Genomic DNA, 15,293 nt, shown 5'->3' on the forward strand with positions numbered 1-15,293 from the left:
GACCCATGAAACAGTCCTTAGAGCTTAAACTCGGCCAGCATCTGGCCATGACTCCGCAATTGCAGCAAGCCATCCGGCTGCTGCAACTCTCCACCCTGGAGCTGCAGCAGGAGGTGCGGAGCGTCCTGGATCGCAATCCCCTGCTGGAAGAGGAAGAAGGCGGGGCTGCGCCCGGCCTGGAGCCGGCTCCCACGCCTCCCGAGGAGACGCATGGGCCGGAAACCATGCTGAACCTGTCGGCGGATGCGCCGGTGCCCGAGGAGCTGCCGGTGGACAGCGCCTGGGAAGATGTCTTCGACATCGGCGTGGGCGGCGGGTCCGCCGCGGCGCCGGACGAGGACCTGCCGGAGCTGGAGGCGCGCAACAGCGCGCCGCAGACCCTGCATGATCATCTGCTCTGGCAGATGCGCCTGACCCCATTCACCGACGAGGACCGCGCCATCGCTCTGGCGCTGATCGATGCCATCGACGAGGATGGCTACCTGCGCGCCTCCCTGGAGGAGATTGCGGAAATGCTGGAGATCGAGCCCGAGGCGGTGGCGCCGGTGCTCAAGCAGATCCAGCACTTCGACCCGCCCGGGGTCGGCGCGCGGGACCTGGGCGAGTGCCTGCTGCTGCAGCTCGCGGCCCTGGAGGCGGAGCAGCCCGGCTGGGCGGCGGCGCGCGCCATCTGCGCCGAGCACCTGCACCTGCTGGGCCGCCATGATTACACCCAGCTGCGCGCCGTGCTCGGCATCGACGAGGACACCTTGCGGGCGGCGGTGCGCCTGATCTGCCAGCTCAATCCCCGCCCGGGCGAGGGACTGAACGAGCGGCCGTCGGAGTACGTGGTGCCCGACGTGGTGGTCCGCCGCCAGGGGCGCGGCTGGCGGGTGGAGCTGAACCCCGAGATCCTGCCGCGCCTGCGCATCAACCAGCATTACGCCCGCATGGGCGAAAGCGGCCGCGACGCCGCGCATAAATACATCCAGGAGCATCTGGCCGAGGCGCGCTGGTTCATCAAGAGCCTGCAGAACCGCCAGGAGACGGTGCTCAAGGTGGCCACCGCCATCGTCGAGCGCCAGCGCGCTTTCTTTGAGCGCGGGCCGGAGGCGATGCGGCCCATGGTGCTGCGGGACATCGCCGAGGCGGTCGGCATGCACGAATCCACCATCTCGCGCGTGACCAACCAGAAATACATGCTCACCCCGCGCGGCCTGCTCGAATTCAAATATTTCTTTTCCAGTCATGTGAGCACGGACACGGGCGGCGTCGCCTCGGCGACCGCCATTCGCGCCCTGATCGGCAAATTCATCGCCGAAGAGCCTCCGCTGAAACCGCTGAGCGACAGCCAGTTGGTCGACATGCTGGCCGCCCAGGGTATCCAGATTGCGCGACGTACCGTCGCCAAGTACCGGGAAAGTCTGAATATTTCCCCTTCCAGCCAGCGCAAGCGGCTTACCTGAAAACCCCTTTAACGAGGAATCGCCATGCACCTGAAAATTGCTGGTCAGCACGTGGACTTGACCGACGCCCTGAAGAACTACGTCACGGAGAAGCTGGGCCGGGTGGATCAGTATTTCGACAACGTGATCGACGCCCAGGTGGTGCTGCGGCACGAGAAGTTCCGCAATTCCGTCGAGGTCACCCTGTTTGCCGCCGGCACCACCATCCATGCCGAGATGGAGGACAAGGACATGTATGCGGCCATCGACGGCGTTGCCGACAAGCTGGAACGTCAGGTGATCAAGTACAAAGAAAAGGTGACCGACCACCACAACGCGGAAAACCAGAAGCGCAGCGCCGAGGAAGCGTAAAGTCAGGCTCTTATGCGTATGCAATCTTTGCTGGACCCCAGCCGCGTGGCGGGAGACTTGGTCGCCAGCAGCAAAAAGCGCACCCTGGAGCAGATGGCCCAGTTGCTGGAGAGGGGCCGCGGCGAAGACTCGGCCGACGAGATCTTCGCCAGCCTGCTGGGTCGGGAGCGCTTGGGCAGCACGGCGATCGGCCACGGGGTGGCCATTCCCCACGGGCGCCTGAGCGGGCTGCCGCACGCCATCGGCGCCTTTGGCCGCTATCCGGCGGGGCTGGATTTCGACGCGGCCGACGAGGAGCCGGTCAAACTGGTTTTTGCCCTGCTGGTGCCATCGGAAAGCACGGAGGAGCACCTGCACCTGCTGGCCGGCCTGGCCGAACTCTTCAGCCGGCCACAGGTGCGGGAGAATCTGCTGAAGGCTTTGTCCGACGAGGAGATCTACCGGATTCTGATGGAGCAGGCGCCTTAGCATGCCGCACGGGATTCCCAGCCGCGTCAGCGTGGCGACCCTGTTCCAGCGGCTGCAGGCGGATCTGCAGCTGTCCTGGGTCGCGGGCCGCAGCGGGGGCGAGCGTTGCCTGGAAAGCCAGGGCTGGGGAGATGACGCGGGCCGGGTGGGCAGTCACGCGGTGTTCGACATCGCCCAGGTGGGGCACCTCAATTTCATCCATCCCAACCTGGTGCAGGTGCTCGGCGCGGCCGAACTCCATTACCTGGCGCAGTTGACGACGGGCCGGGAGGCCAATCTGGAGCAGCTCTTCGTGCCGTCGCTGACCGCCCTGGTCATTGCCGAGGATCAACCCGTGCCGGGTTTTCTGCTGCAGGCGGCGGAGGCGGCCGATCTGCCGGTGTTTGCCTCGCCCCTGTCGGCCAACTACCTGGTGGCGCGCATCCAGCACTTCCTGTCGCGCGTGCTGGCCGAGCGGGAAACGCGCCACGGCGTGTTCATGGACGTCTTGGGCATGGGCATCTTCCTGGTGGGCGAATCGGGCATCGGCAAGAGCGAGCTCGCCCTGGAACTCCTGAGCCACGGCCACCGCCTGATCGCCGACGATGCGGCGGAGTTCGCCCGCACCGCGCCCGACGTGATCGTCGGCGCCTGCCCGCCCGGCATCCAGGACCATCTGGAGGTGCGCGGCGTGGGTATCATCAACATCCGCGACATGTTCGGCGCCGGCGCCATCATGCGTTCCAAGCGCCTGCGCCTGGTGGTGGAGCTGAAGCGCATGGCGGTGGCGGACATGGCGCGCATCGACCGCTTGCGCGGCGAGCAGGGCGTTATGTCCGTCCTGGGGGTGCCGATTCCGCAGATCACCCTGCCGGTGACGCCGGGCCGCAACCTGGCGGTGCTGGTGGAAGTGGCCGCGCGCAGCCAGTTTCTCAAGGAAACCGGCGTGGATACCCTGGCCCGCTTCGAGGAGCAGCTCAGGCGGTCGATGGAGGAGGCGGAGTGATGCGTGATGCGTCGGGGGCGGGGCAGGCGTTGCGCATTTCATCAATCGCGAAGCACGGCTGAGGAAGCCCATGGATTTCGTCATCATCAGCGGGCTGTCGGGCTCGGGCAAGTCCACCGCGCTGCGGGCGCTGGAGGACCAGGGCTACTATTGCGTGGACAACCTGCCGGCCACCCTGCTGTCCGCCTTCGGCGAGCAGCTGCTGCATCAGGCGGGCAGCGCCCAGGTGCAGGCGGCGGCCAGCATCGACGTGCGCAACCGCGAGTTCCTGGGCGCCCTGCCGGCGGAGCTGGAGGCCCTGCACCGCCAGGGCATCCGCCCGCGCATCCTGTTCCTGGAGGCCGACGAGGCGGAGCTGATCAAGCGCTTCAGCGAGACGCGCCGGCGCCATCCGCTGACGGACGCGCGCAGCGAGGACCGCGGCGAGTTCGTCCGCGCCCTGGTCGAGGGCCTGCGCCTGGAGCGGGAGATGGTGCAGCCCCTTTCCCAGGCGGCCAGCAAGCGCATGGACACTTCGCGCATCAACACCCATCAGCTGCGCACGCGGGTGCAGGCGTGGAGCCTGGCCGGCCGCAGCCACGGCGGCCTGGTGCTGCTGCTGCAGTCCTTCGGCTTCAAGGAGGGCGTGCCGCTGGATTCGGATTTCGTCTTCGACCTGCGCGGCCTGCCCAATCCCCATTATGAGCCGGAACTGCGGCCGCTGACCGGCCAGGACCGGGCGGTGGCCGAGTTTCTGGCGGCGCAGCCGACCGTGCAAGCCATGTATGCCGATCTGCGCGGCTTCTTCGAGCGCTGGCTGCCGGTCTTCGAGCAGGAAAGCCGCAGTTACGTTACCATTTCCATCGGCTGCACCGGCGGACAGCATCGCAGCGTCTATTTCACGGAACGCCTGGCGCGGGACATGCGGGCGCCGGGCCGCAAGGTGCTGGTCCACCACCGCGAACTGGCACAGGTTGGAGTCATATCATGATAGGTGTCTTGCTGGTGACCCACGACGGGTTGGGAGAGGCGCTGGCGAAAAGCGTGCAGCACGTGCTGGGCCCGGATCAGCCCGCTTTCGAGTGCATCGGCGTCAACCGCCAGGACCTGGTGGAAACGGTGCAGGCGTGGGTGCAGGCGGCGCTGGGGCGGCTGGACCAGGGACAGGGCGTGCTCATCCTCACCGATCTCTTCGGCGGCACGCCCGCCAACGTGGCCATGAGCGCGGTGCAGCCGGGCCGGGTGGAGCTGGTCAGCGGCGTCAGCCTGCCCATGCTGGTGCGGGTCATGAGCGCGCGCCAGGGCAGTCTGGGCGAAACGGTGGCGCGCGCCGTGTGCGGCGGCCAGGAGGGCATCGTGGTCGCCAGCGAGATGCTGGCCTACTGGGCGGCCTGCGAGAGCGACCCGGACGACGGGCGCGAGCAGTCCCCGCCCGGCGCGGGCTTGCAGAGGTAGGCCGCATGCGTACGGAGCTGACCATCGTCAACAAGCTGGGCCTGCATGCCCGGGCATCGGCCAAGTTCGTGACCACCGCGTCCAGCTATCCCTGCGAGGTGTGGCTGGAGCGCTGCGGCAAGCGGGTGAACGGCAAGAGCATCATGGGCGTCATGATGCTGGCCGCCGCCAAGGGCACCACGCTGACCCTGGAGACCGTCGGCGAGCAGGAGGAGGCGTGCGCCCAGGCGCTGCAGGCGCTGGTGGCCGCCCGCTTCGGGGAGGAGGAATGAGCTTCGAACTGGCCGGGATCGGGGTGTCGGGCGGCATTGTCATCGGCAAGGCCTTCGTGCTGGAGCGCTTCGACCTGGAGATCCCGGAGTACAATCTGCCGCAATCGGAGATCGAGCCGGAGGTGGCGCGCCTGCAGGCGGCCCTGGCCCAGACCCGCGAGCAGCTGCTGGCGGTGCGCGACGCCATTCCCGACGACGCCCCGCAGGACACCACTTTCTTCATCAACGCCCATCTCTTGATGCTGGACGACTCGGCCATGCGCGAGAAGCCGGCCCGCGCCATCCGCGAGGAACGCATCAACGCCGAGTGGGCGGTGAAGCGCCAGCGCGACCGCCTGGTGGAGATCTTCGACCGCATGGAGGACGAATACCTGCGCTCCAAGCGGGTGGACGTCATGCAGGTGGCCGAAAGGGTCATCCGCAACCTGCTCGGCCAGCAGGGCGTGCACCGCACCGGCTATACCGCCGAGCACATCATCGTGGCCGACGACCTGACCCCGGCCGACACGGTGCTGATGAAGCGCGACAGCATCGCCGCCTTCGTCACCGACTTCGGCGGCCCCACCTCGCATACCGCCATCCTGGCGCGCAGCCTGCGCCTGCCGGCCATCGTCGGCCTGCGCAACGCCACCCAGCTGATCCGCAGCAACGACGTACTGATCGTGGACGGCGACATGGGCCTGGTGCTGGTCAATCCGGACCCGGCCGTCATTGCCCAGTTCGAGGCGGCGCGGCAGAAGCGGGTGACGCGCGAGCGGCGCCTGGCCAAGCTCAAGAACCTGCCCGCGCGCAGCACCGACGGCGTGGAGGTGGCGCTCAAGGCCAACATCGAGCTGCCCGAGGACGTGGCGCTGGTGACCGAGTTCGGTGCCGGCGGCGTGGGGCTGTACCGCACCGAATTCCTCTACATGAACCGCAGCGAGCCGCCGGGAGAGGAGGAGCAGTTCGAGGCCTACGTGCGCGTGCTGCACGCGCTCAAGAAGAAGCCGGTCACCATCCGCACCCTGGATCTGGGCGCCGACAAGCAGGTGGATGGCGGGCGCCGGCCCGACGGCGGCGCGCACACGGTGAACCCGGCGCTCGGCCTGCGCGCCATCCGCCTGTGCCTGCGCGAGCCGGACCTGTTCCGGCCGCAGCTGCGCGCCATCCTGCGCGCCTCCGCCTTCGGGCCGGTGCGTATGATGATTCCCATGCTGTCCAATCTGGACGAGCTGCATCAGGTGCTGGCGCTGGTCAAGTCCGTCAAGGAGGAGCTGAGCGCCGAGGGGGTGGATTTCGATCCGCAGATGCCCGTCGGCGGCATGGTCGAGGTGCCCGCGGTGGCCATGGCCGCGTGCAGCTTCGCCCGCCATCTGGATTTCTTCTCCATCGGCACCAACGATCTCATCCAGTATGCCCTGGCCATCGATCGGGTGGATGACGACGTGAACTATCTCTACGACCCCATGCATCCCGGCGTCCTGCACCTGATCGCCAACACCATCCGCGCCGGGCGCCAAGCCGGCATTCCGGTCGGCATGTGCGGGGAGATGGCCGGCGATCCGCGCTACACGCGGTTGCTGCTGGGGCTCGGGCTGCAGGAATTCAGCATGCACCCGAGCGCCATTCCCGAGGTCAAGGAGATCATCCGGGAATCCAGCTACGCCGAAGCCGAAAGCTTCGCCCAACAGCTGCTGGCTTGCCTCTGAACGAGCGCGGCACCTCCGGGAAGATGCGGCGCCGGGGCGGCTGGCTGATCGCCGCCATCGTCGTCATTCTCCTCCTGGCCGGCTTGCCGCTGGCCGCCTCTCTGTACCTCGACAGCACGCATTTCCGCGGCCAGGTGCTGCGCGTGCTCAGCGAGCGCGCCGGCCGACCCGTCTCGCTGCACGGGCCGCTGCGCGTGACCCTGGCGCCCGACCTGCAGGTCATCCTGCACCGGCTGGCCGTGTCCGCGGGGCCGGGGTTCGCGGGCGATCTGCTGCAGGTCGAGCAGGTGCGCCTGTCCCTGGCCTGGTGGCCGTGGCTGCGGCACCGCCAGCTGGTCTTCGATGCCATCGAGCTGGAGCGCCCGGTGCTGCGCTTGCAGCAGGACGCCCAAGGCCGGGACAACTGGCGGAGCCTGCTGCACGCGCTGTTCAAGCCGAGCGCCGAGCCGTCCGCGCTGCGGGCCTTGGGGACCCTGCGCCTGCGCGACGGCGAACTGCTCTGGCAGACGCCGCAGCGGACGCTGGTCCTGCACCGGGTGCAGGCGCAGGCCGGGCCGGTGCGCAAGGGCCAGGGCTTTCCCGTGCGGCTCAGCGGCGGCTGGCAAGGCTGGGACCGGCGCGGCGACTGGACCTTGAACGGCCGGGTGCAGCCCGGCTGGGCGGACAAGCGCTACGCGCTGGAGAACGCCCGGCTGCTGCTGACGCTGGCGGGCGCAGCGCCGGTACAGTTGCGCCTCCACGCGCCAGCGCTGGCCCAGGCCGCCAGCGGCGACTGGCGCGCGCCCGTCCTGTTCCTGGCGGCCGAGCGGCAGGGGCGCCGGCTGGCCGCGCAGGCCGACCTGCTGTACCAGCCCGCGGCCGGGCGCCTGCAGTTGGCGCGGTTGCGGGCGGATCTGGGCGGCGACGCGCGTGCCCACGGCGTGCTGCGCGTCGACGGGCTGCCGGGACGGCCCATGCTGCAGGCGCAGCTCAGTCTGCCGCCCTTCAACCCGCGCCGTCTGGCCGCCTATTGGCAGCACCCCCTGCCACCGACCCGCGATCCCGGGGCCTGGTCGCACGCGGCCGTCGCCGCTCTGAGCGTGCGCCAGGGCAATCCCTTCTGGGAGCTGCGGGTGCGGGGAGGCGAGCTGGACCGGAGCCGGGTGGCGGGGGAGGCGGCCGTGCGACTGGCGCCCTTTTTCGCGCGCTTCGACGCGCAGGTGGATCAACTGACCGTGGACGGCTATCTGCCGGCGGCGAAAGCCGCCGCCGGCCCGCCGCGCGTGGTCCTGCCCGACTGGCCGCTGGCCGGCGAAGTGCGGGTGGATCGCTTTCGCAGCGGCCAGATGCGCGGGCGCGGCCTGCGCCTGCGCCTCGGCTGGCAGGGAGGTGACTGGCATGCCCGTTGAGCCCATCGCCCCGGCTCTGCTGGCCTGGTATGCGGCCGAGGGGCGGCACGATCTGCCTTGGCGGCAGACCCGCGACCCCTACGCCCTGTGGCTGGCGGAGATCATGCTGCAGCAGACCCAGGTGGCGACGGTGCTGCCCTATTACGCGCGCTTCCTGGAGCGCTTCCCGACGGTGCAGGCGCTGGCGACGGCGGAGCTCGACGAGGTGCTGCATCTGTGGACCGGGCTCGGCTACTATGCCCGCGCCCGCAACCTGCACGCCGCCGCCCGCCGGATCGTGAGCGAGCATGGCGGCCAGTTTCCCCAGGACCTGGACACGCTCATGCGCCTGCCCGGCATCGGCCGCAGCACCGCCGGCGCCATCCTCAGCAGCGCCTTCGACCAATCCCATCCCATCCTGGACGGCAACGTCAAGCGCGTGCTGAGCCGCTACTACGCTTATGACGCCGATCCCGGCAACGCCGGCGCCCAGCACCAGCTCTGGGCCTGGGCGGCCGAGCAGACGCCGCTGGATGCGGCGCACGACTACAATCAGGCCATCCAGGATCTGGGCGCGACCGTCTGCCGCCGCGGCCAGCCGCAATGCCTGCTGTGTCCGCTGCAGGCCGGCTGCCAGGCCTTCGCCCAGGGCCTGAGCGCGGTGCTGCCGCGCGCCCGCCGCCGTTCGCCGCAGCCCGTGCGCAGCGCCTGGCTCGGCATCATTCGCGACGCCGAGGGCCGGGTGCTGCTGCAGCGCCAGGGGCCGGGCGGCCTGTGGGGCGGCCTGTGGACCCTGCCGCAGGTCGCCCGCGGCGCCGGCGACAGTCCCGCCGACGCGGCGGCGGCCTTTGCCGAGCTGCTGGGCGCGGCGCTGCAGGCTGGGCCGGCCTGGCCCGCGGCCCGGCACAGCTTCACCCATTTCCACCTGGACTACGTGCCCGTCGAGCTGCGGCTGGCCGGCGCCCAGGCCGTGCGGGACAGCGCGGATTGGCTGTGGGTGGCGCCGGCGCAGCCGGGCCGGCGCGGGCTGGCGCGGCCCACCCAGCGCATCCTGCAGCAGCTCGCCGGGGCGCCGCCGGGCTAGGCTGGGTGCGTATTCTTGAGTGAAATGTTCGGGTAAAATGACGCTTTTCGGAGCGCAGATCGGCTCACCATACCCAACCTAAGGAGCGCTTATGACGAGAATGGTCCATTGTGTGAAGCTGGGGCGCGAGGCCGAGGGCCTGGCGGTGCCGCCCTATCCGGGCGAACTGGGCAAGCGCATCTGGCAGAACGTCTCCAAGGAGGCGTGGCAGGGCTGGCTCAAGCACCAGACCATGCTCATCAACGAGTACCGGCTCTCGCCCATCGATCCCAAGGCGCGGCAATTCCTGGAAAAGCAGATGGAGGACTACTTCTTCGGCGCCGGCGGCGCCACGCCGGAAGGCTACGTGCCGCCCAGCCAGTAGCCGGGCCGTGAGCCAGGTCGTCAAGTTCCCCAAGGCCGGCCAGCGGCACCAGGGCAAGACCCTGTGCCGCAGCGGCTTTCATCACTGGGTGGTGGATCAGGCCCAGGTCTTCGACGTCAAGCAGGGCCGGCTGGTGACCCGGCTGCGCTGCGACCGCTGCGGCGCGCGCCAGGTCAAGGCCCTGTAAGCTTTCCAGCCGGATCTTCAGACCAAAGCCTCTCCTCGCCGAGCCGCATAATTCATATATTTTGCAGACCGGTAATACTGTCGGCCGCCCCCCGTCCCGGGCCTTGGTCACTGCCCAGCGCAGTGTCCACCCACAACAATTAAAAAAGATCGGATGGCGAGCAGCGGCAAACGTGGACTGCCGGTGGCTTCATGGGGAGGATGCATGCGGGTACTCCATATCGGCCTGAACGATTACCTGGGCTGCGGCGGCACCGGGATCGCCACCTATCGCCTGCATCATGCCATGCGTCAGGCCGGCGCGGATTCCAAGATCCTGAGCCGGGGCAGGAGCACGGAAGACCCGACCACCGCCAAGATGCCGCGCTGGCGGGTCGCCGAGCTGCCGCTGGAGATCCTGGCGGCCAAGGTGGGGCTCAGGGATTTCGCCCGGATCAGCACCTTCAAGATCAAGCAGCATCCCTTCTACGAAGCGGCCGACGTGGTGACCTTCCACGGCATCCACAGCGGCACGCTGTCGTACCTGTCGCTGCCGTCCCTGACGGCGGACAAGCCGGGCGTCTGGGTGATGCATGACATGTGGGCCTTCACCGGCCACTGTGCCGCCAGCTACGAGTGCACGCGCTGGCAGACCGGCTGCGGCGACTGTCCGCATCTGGACATCAACCCGCGGGTGGCGCGCGACACCACGCGCCTGCACTGGAAGCTCAAGGACTGGACCTACCGCCGTTCCAACCTGACCGTGGTCGCCCCGAGCACCTGGATGGCCGAGCAGGCCAGGAAGAGCATGCTCGGCCGCTTTCCGGTGCATCACATCCCCCACGGCGTGGACACGGCCGTCTACCAGCCGCTCGATCCCGCGCACTGCCGGTCGGCGCTCGGCCTGCCCCCCGACAAGAAGGTGCTGATGTTCGCGGCGGTGAACCTGCGGCTGTCCCATTCCGACGGCCGCGGCGTGCCCAAGGGCGCGGATCTGCTGCTGAAGGCGCTGATAGGTCTGCCGGCCGCCCTGAAGTCGGAGATGGTGCTGCTGACCATCGGCAACGGCGGCGAGGAAATGGCGCAGATGGTCGGCATTCCGGTGCTGAACCTGGGCTACGTGGTCAGCGATCATCTGAAGGCCATCGCCTACTCGGCCGCCGATGTCTTCGTCTCGCCCACCCGGGCCGAGAGTTTCGGCCTGGTCCTGCTGGAGAGCATGGCCTGCGGCACGCCCATGGTGTCGTTCCGGGTGGGTGGCGTGCCGGATTTGGTGCGTCCCGGCGTCACCGGCTACCTGGCGGAGCCGGAAAATGCCGACGACCTGCGCGCGGGCATCGTGCAGTTGCTGGAGGATGACCGCCTGCGCACCCGCCTGGGCGAGCAGGGCCGCGCTCTGGCCGAGGCCGAATTCACCCTGCGGCAGCAGGCCCACCGCTACCTTGGTCTGTATCGCGGCCTGCTGGAAGGCTGTACCCTCGACGCAGTATCCACCAACGCCGCGGCTCCGCATCGGGCCGATCTCTAGCAGGACGACCGGCCGCCGCGAATCCAGTTCGGCTGCACAGCAGACGGAGCCGCTGGCATTTTTCCGACAGGAATGCCAGAGGTTTCGCATGCAAATCTCGGTAGCGCTGTGTACCTACAATGGTGAACGCTTCCTGCAAGCGCAACTGGACAGCCTGGCCTGCCAGACGCGCCTTCCCGACGAGCTGGTGGTCTGCGACGACGGCTCCAGCGATCGCACCCTCGACATTCTGACCCGCTTCGCCGAGCGCGCGCCCTTTCCGGTGCAGATTCACCGCAACGCCTGCAATCTGGGCCCGGTGGACAATTTCTTCCAGGCCGCCAGCCTGTGCCGCGGCGACTACGTCGCCTTTTGCGACCAGGACGACGTCTGGCGCGAGGACAAGCTCGCCCGCTGCGCCGCCGCCTTCGCCGATCCCGACGTGCTGCTGGTAATGCATCCGGCCGAAGTGGTGGACAGCCAATTGCAGCCCCTGGGGCGCATCATGGCGGTGCCGAAGCCGGGGGTGCGGGCGCGGCTGGCCAGCCCGCTCTGGTTCACCGCCTTCGGCATATCCATGGTCTTTGCCGCCTGGCTGGTGCAGCGCATCGACTGGCACGGCCGCCCGCCGGACCGCCACAACAAGGACGCGCCGCCCATGGGGCATGACGGCTGGATCTACGTCCTGGCCAACATGCTCGGCAAGATCGCCTACCTGCCGGAGCCGCTGGTCCGCTATCGCCAGCACGACACCAACGACACCGGCGCGCCGGCGGCGAGCGGCAAAGTCGCGCTGCAGCGCGCTCTGACGGCCGGCTATGCGCAGCAGCAGTGGCTGGCGGACGTGGCTGCGTGCTACGTGGCGAGCATGGAGGGCCTGGCACGGCAGCACCCCGGCCCGCTGGGAGAGCGCTTCCTGGAGGGAGCGGCGGCGTACCGGGACATGTGGCGGCGGCTGGCCGCGCGCGCCGAGCTGTACCGGCCCGACCTGGGCGCCGCGCACAAGGCGGCGCGTCTGCTGCGCCTGGCCGGCAGCGGCGGCTACGGCGCCCGCGACCGCGGCGGGCTGGGCGCGCGTTCGCTGCTGAAGGACACGGCTTTCATCATGCTCGGCCGCGCCCACTAGGCACACTGCTGTCTCCGAAGGGAGACGAGGAGGCTTGATGCGGATTTCCGTAGCCCTGTGCACCTACAACGGCGAGCGCTTCCTGCCGGAGCAACTGGACAGCCTGGCCCGCCAGACTCTGCGCCCGCACGAAGTGGTGGTCTGCGACGACGGCTCCACGGACCGTACCGTGGAGCTCCTGCCCCGTTTCGCCGAGCGCGCGCCTTTTCCGGTACGCGTCTACCGCAACGAGCGCAATCTGGGCGTGATCGACAACTTTCACCGGGCGGCGCGGCTCTGCGAGGGCCGCTACGTCGCCTTTTGCGACCAGGACGACGTCTGGCGCGAGGACAAGCTCGCCCGCTGCGCCGCCGCCCTGGCCGCGGAACCGGACGTGCTGCTGCTCCTGCACGGCGCCACGGTGGTGGACGAAGCGCTCAATCCGCTCTGGGACATGCGCCCGCAGGGCGACGAGCCGGCCGTCCTGGAGCCGCTGCAGATGCCGCCCTGGTATGCGGCCAAGGGCATGAGCATGGTCTTCGACCGCGCGCTGGCGCATGAGGTCGACTGGAGCCGGCGGCCGCCGGATCAGCACAATCCGGACGGCATGTATCACGACGTCTGGGTGCAGTTCCTGGCCAATGTCCTGGGGCGCACGGTCCTGCTGCCCAAGCCGCTGGTGGCCTATCGCCAGCACGGCGGCAACGTGTCCGGCGTGCAGGAAGGCAGCGCCGCCAAGCGCCTTGGCAACGGCCTGCGCAGCGGCTATGCTGATTACCGGCGCTTCGCGGAGCTGGGCCGGCGCTACACGGAGCTGCTGCATGACCTGGCCGGCGCCTATCGGGGCACCTGGCAGGCGCGCCTGCGGGACGGCGCCGCCTACTACGGACGGCTGGCGGACATCTACGCCGGGCGGGCCGCCATCCACGAGCCGGGCGCCGGCGTCGCCGCCCGCCTCGCGCGCCTGGCCCGCTTCGCCCGCGCCGGCGGCTACCGGCCGCGGGCCAACGGCGGCTTCGGCATGAAATCCCTGGTCAAGGACAGCCTCGCCGTCTGGCGCTAAGACTCCGCAGGAGCGGGCTGGCCCGCGATACGCGCGTGTCCGCCGACGCTTTCACCAAATCGGGTGAAGGCTGCGTACTCCTGCAGGCTCCCAGCCCTGAAGGACTTCCATGAACCCCGCCATCCAGCAAATCCGCGCCTACCACGCGCGCAGCAAACACCATGTGAACCGCTTCGCCGCCGGGCCGGGCGGGCTCGACTGGGCGCAGCAGCCGGACCCCTTCCGCCGCTATGCCGGCGCCGAGCGCATCGCCTTGCCGCTGCGGGCCGACGCCCTGGACATCCCCTTCGCCGCCCTGCAACGGCCCGCCGCCGTGGCGGCCCGGCCGCTCGACCGCACGCACGTGGGCCTGCTCTTCGAACTGGCGCTCGGCCTGTCCGCCTGGAAGGCCCTCGGCCACACCAAATGGGCCCTGCGCTGCAACCCCTCCAGCGGCAATCTCCACCCCACCGAAGGCTACCTGGTCTGCCCGGCGCTGCCGGATCTCGCCGGCGGGGTGTACCACTACCTCAGCTGCGACCACGCGCTGGAACGGCGGGCCGCGCCTCCGGCCGAGCCCTGGGCGCGGGCCTGGCCGGGGGCGGGCGCGATCGTCGGCTTGTCCTCCATCCATTGGCGCGAGGCCTGGAAATACGGCGAGCGCGCCTACCGCTACTGCCAGCATGACGTCGGCCATGCCGTCGCCGCCCTGCGCTACGCCGCCGCGGCCCTGGGCTGGCAAGGCCAAGTGCTGGACGGCTGGGGCGACGCGGACATCGCCGCGCTGCTGGGCCTGGACCGGCGCGTCGACTACGCCGAAGCGGAGCCCGAAGCGCCCGACCTGCTGCTGTGGATCGGCCCACCGGCGCACACCCCCGCCCCGGCGCCGCTGCTGGAAGCGCTGGCGGGGGCATCCTGGGCCGGCCGGGCCAACCGCCTGAGCCCCTCCCACCGGCACTGGCCGGCCATCGACGACGCCGAAGCCGCCGCCCGCGCGCCGGGCGGAGTGCGCATGGCGGACGGGCAGGGTGGGCCGGCCCCCGTCTTGCCGCCGCTGGCGCCCCCGCCCAAGGACATGCGCGCCGCCCAAGTGATCCGCCAGCGGCGCAGCGCCGTGGACTTCGACGGCCACACCCACCTGCCTGCCGCCGACTTCTTCGCGATGCTCGACGCCCTGCTGCCGCGCCCCGGCGTGCCGCCCCTGGACGCGCTGCCCTGGCGCCCGCGCGTGCACGGCCTGCTCTTCGTCCACCGCGTCCACGGCCTCGCCCCCGGTCTATACTGCCTGCCGCGCGCGAACGGGGCCGAGGACGCCCTGCGCGCCGCCATGCGCCCCGAGTGGCTCTGGGACAGCGTGCCCGGCTGCCCCGCCCACATTCCCCTCCGGCTGCTCCTGCCCATGGACCTGCGCGCCGCCGCCCGCCTCATCGCCTGCCACCAGGACATCGCCGCCGATTCCGCCTTCTCCCTGGCCCTGCTCGCCGAATTCCGCAGCACTCTGGCGCAAGGCGCCTGGTGGTACCGCCGCCTTTTCTGGGAAGCCGGCGCCATCGGCCAGACCCTCTACCTGCAAGCCGAAGCCCACGGCGTGCGCGGCACCGGCATCGGCTGCTTCTTCGACGACGAGATGCACCGGCTGTTGGGGCTGCAGGATGACACTTTCCAGGATCTGTACCACTTCACGGTGGGCGGGGCGGTGGAGGATGCGCGGTTGATGACGTTGCCGGCGTATGGGCATTTGGATGGGCGTAATTGAAGTACGTGATGGTTTTAAGTGATTGGTATTAAAGTGTGTCGACTTCAGCTCGATTGGCTTAGAAGCAAAAGTAATCACTAGCTATTTGCTTAGCGATGCGTGACCAAAGATGGTTACCGTGCATATTATCTCATCACAATGATGACAGCGGAGCCGGCATCCCGCTGTCACTGTAAGCCGCCTGTGCGGCGGTCAACTTGGTGATGTACGCCTTGGCCCCTTCCCGATACTTCTAAGCCGCCTGTGCGGCGGTCAACCGA

16 protein-coding genes are annotated in these 15,293 nt (G+C 69.3%); all 16 read left to right on the plus strand.

Features of this window, described 5'->3' with window-relative positions; translation table 11 throughout:
* Positions 1 to 5 precede the first annotated feature (5 nt).
* Positions 6 to 1,445: an RNA polymerase factor sigma-54 gene (locus G579_RS0110595; protein WP_028990169.1), complete on the plus strand. Its 1,440-nt coding sequence runs from the start codon at positions 6 to 8 to the stop codon at positions 1,443 to 1,445.
* Positions 1,446 to 1,469: 24 nt separating this feature from the next.
* Positions 1,470 to 1,796: a ribosome hibernation-promoting factor, HPF/YfiA family gene (hpf, locus tag G579_RS0110600; RefSeq protein WP_028990170.1), complete on the plus strand. Its 327-nt coding sequence runs from the start codon at positions 1,470 to 1,472 to the stop codon at positions 1,794 to 1,796.
* Positions 1,797 to 1,814: 18 nt separating this feature from the next.
* A complete protein-coding gene (locus tag G579_RS0110605; protein ID WP_211218720.1) occupies positions 1,815 to 2,264 on the plus strand; it encodes a PTS sugar transporter subunit IIA in 450 nt (149 codons plus the stop codon).
* Between the two features lies 1 nt (position 2,265).
* Positions 2,266 to 3,249 (plus strand): HPr(Ser) kinase/phosphatase, encoded by a 984-nt coding sequence (hprK, locus tag G579_RS0110610; RefSeq protein WP_028990172.1) that lies wholly within the window; start codon positions 2,266 to 2,268, stop codon positions 3,247 to 3,249.
* 70 nt (positions 3,250 to 3,319) lie between these two features.
* Positions 3,320 to 4,219, plus strand: a complete 900-nt coding sequence (gene rapZ, locus G579_RS0110615) for an RNase adapter RapZ (protein WP_028990173.1) — start codon at positions 3,320 to 3,322, stop codon at positions 4,217 to 4,219.
* Entirely contained in the window at positions 4,216 to 4,683 is a 468-nt protein-coding gene (locus tag G579_RS17050) for a PTS sugar transporter subunit IIA (RefSeq protein ID WP_081662731.1), read from the plus strand. The genes rapZ and G579_RS17050 overlap by 4 nt, the downstream gene beginning before the upstream one ends.
* 5 nt (positions 4,684 to 4,688) lie before the next feature.
* Entirely contained in the window at positions 4,689 to 4,955 is a 267-nt protein-coding gene (locus G579_RS0110625; protein WP_028990174.1) for an HPr family phosphocarrier protein, read from the plus strand.
* Positions 4,952 to 6,643: a phosphoenolpyruvate--protein phosphotransferase gene (ptsP, locus tag G579_RS0110630; RefSeq protein WP_028990175.1), complete on the plus strand. Its 1,692-nt coding sequence runs from the start codon at positions 4,952 to 4,954 to the stop codon at positions 6,641 to 6,643. Before G579_RS0110625 ends, ptsP begins: the two co-directional genes overlap by 4 nt.
* A complete protein-coding gene (locus G579_RS0110635; protein WP_028990176.1) occupies positions 6,634 to 8,031 on the plus strand; it encodes an AsmA family protein in 1,398 nt (465 codons plus the stop codon). Before ptsP ends, G579_RS0110635 begins: the two co-directional genes overlap by 10 nt.
* Positions 8,021 to 9,094, plus strand: coding sequence for an A/G-specific adenine glycosylase (mutY, locus tag G579_RS0110640; RefSeq protein ID WP_028990177.1), 1,074 nt, complete (start codon positions 8,021 to 8,023; stop codon positions 9,092 to 9,094). The genes G579_RS0110635 and mutY overlap by 11 nt, the downstream gene beginning before the upstream one ends.
* 91 nt (positions 9,095 to 9,185) lie before the next feature.
* Entirely contained in the window at positions 9,186 to 9,458 is a 273-nt protein-coding gene (locus G579_RS0110645) for an oxidative damage protection protein (protein ID WP_028990178.1), read from the plus strand.
* A gap of 7 nt (positions 9,459 to 9,465) precedes the next feature.
* Entirely contained in the window at positions 9,466 to 9,645 is a 180-nt protein-coding gene (locus G579_RS0110650) for a hypothetical protein (RefSeq protein ID WP_028990179.1), read from the plus strand.
* Between the two features lie 204 nt (positions 9,646 to 9,849).
* Positions 9,850 to 11,151, plus strand: coding sequence for a glycosyltransferase (locus G579_RS17055; protein WP_051181403.1), 1,302 nt, complete (start codon positions 9,850 to 9,852; stop codon positions 11,149 to 11,151).
* A gap of 88 nt (positions 11,152 to 11,239) precedes the next feature.
* Positions 11,240 to 12,256: a glycosyltransferase family 2 protein gene (locus G579_RS17060; protein ID WP_051181405.1), complete on the plus strand. Its 1,017-nt coding sequence runs from the start codon at positions 11,240 to 11,242 to the stop codon at positions 12,254 to 12,256.
* A 37-nt stretch (positions 12,257 to 12,293) separates the two neighbouring features.
* Positions 12,294 to 13,298 carry a glycosyltransferase gene (locus G579_RS0110665; protein WP_028990180.1) on the plus strand — a complete coding sequence of 335 codons (1,005 nt, stop codon included), beginning with the start codon at positions 12,294 to 12,296 and terminating at the stop codon, positions 13,296 to 13,298.
* A 109-nt stretch (positions 13,299 to 13,407) separates the two neighbouring features.
* The gene (locus tag G579_RS0110670) at positions 13,408 to 15,033 is read left to right on the plus strand and encodes a SagB/ThcOx family dehydrogenase (protein ID WP_028990181.1); all 1,626 of its coding nucleotides are present in this window, start codon (positions 13,408 to 13,410) and stop codon (positions 15,031 to 15,033) included.
* Positions 15,034 to 15,293: the final 260 nt, after the last annotated feature.

The sequence above is a fragment of the Thermithiobacillus tepidarius DSM 3134 genome, from assembly GCF_000423825.1.
Lineage (GTDB): Bacteria > Pseudomonadota > Gammaproteobacteria > Acidithiobacillales > Thermithiobacillaceae > Thermithiobacillus > Thermithiobacillus tepidarius.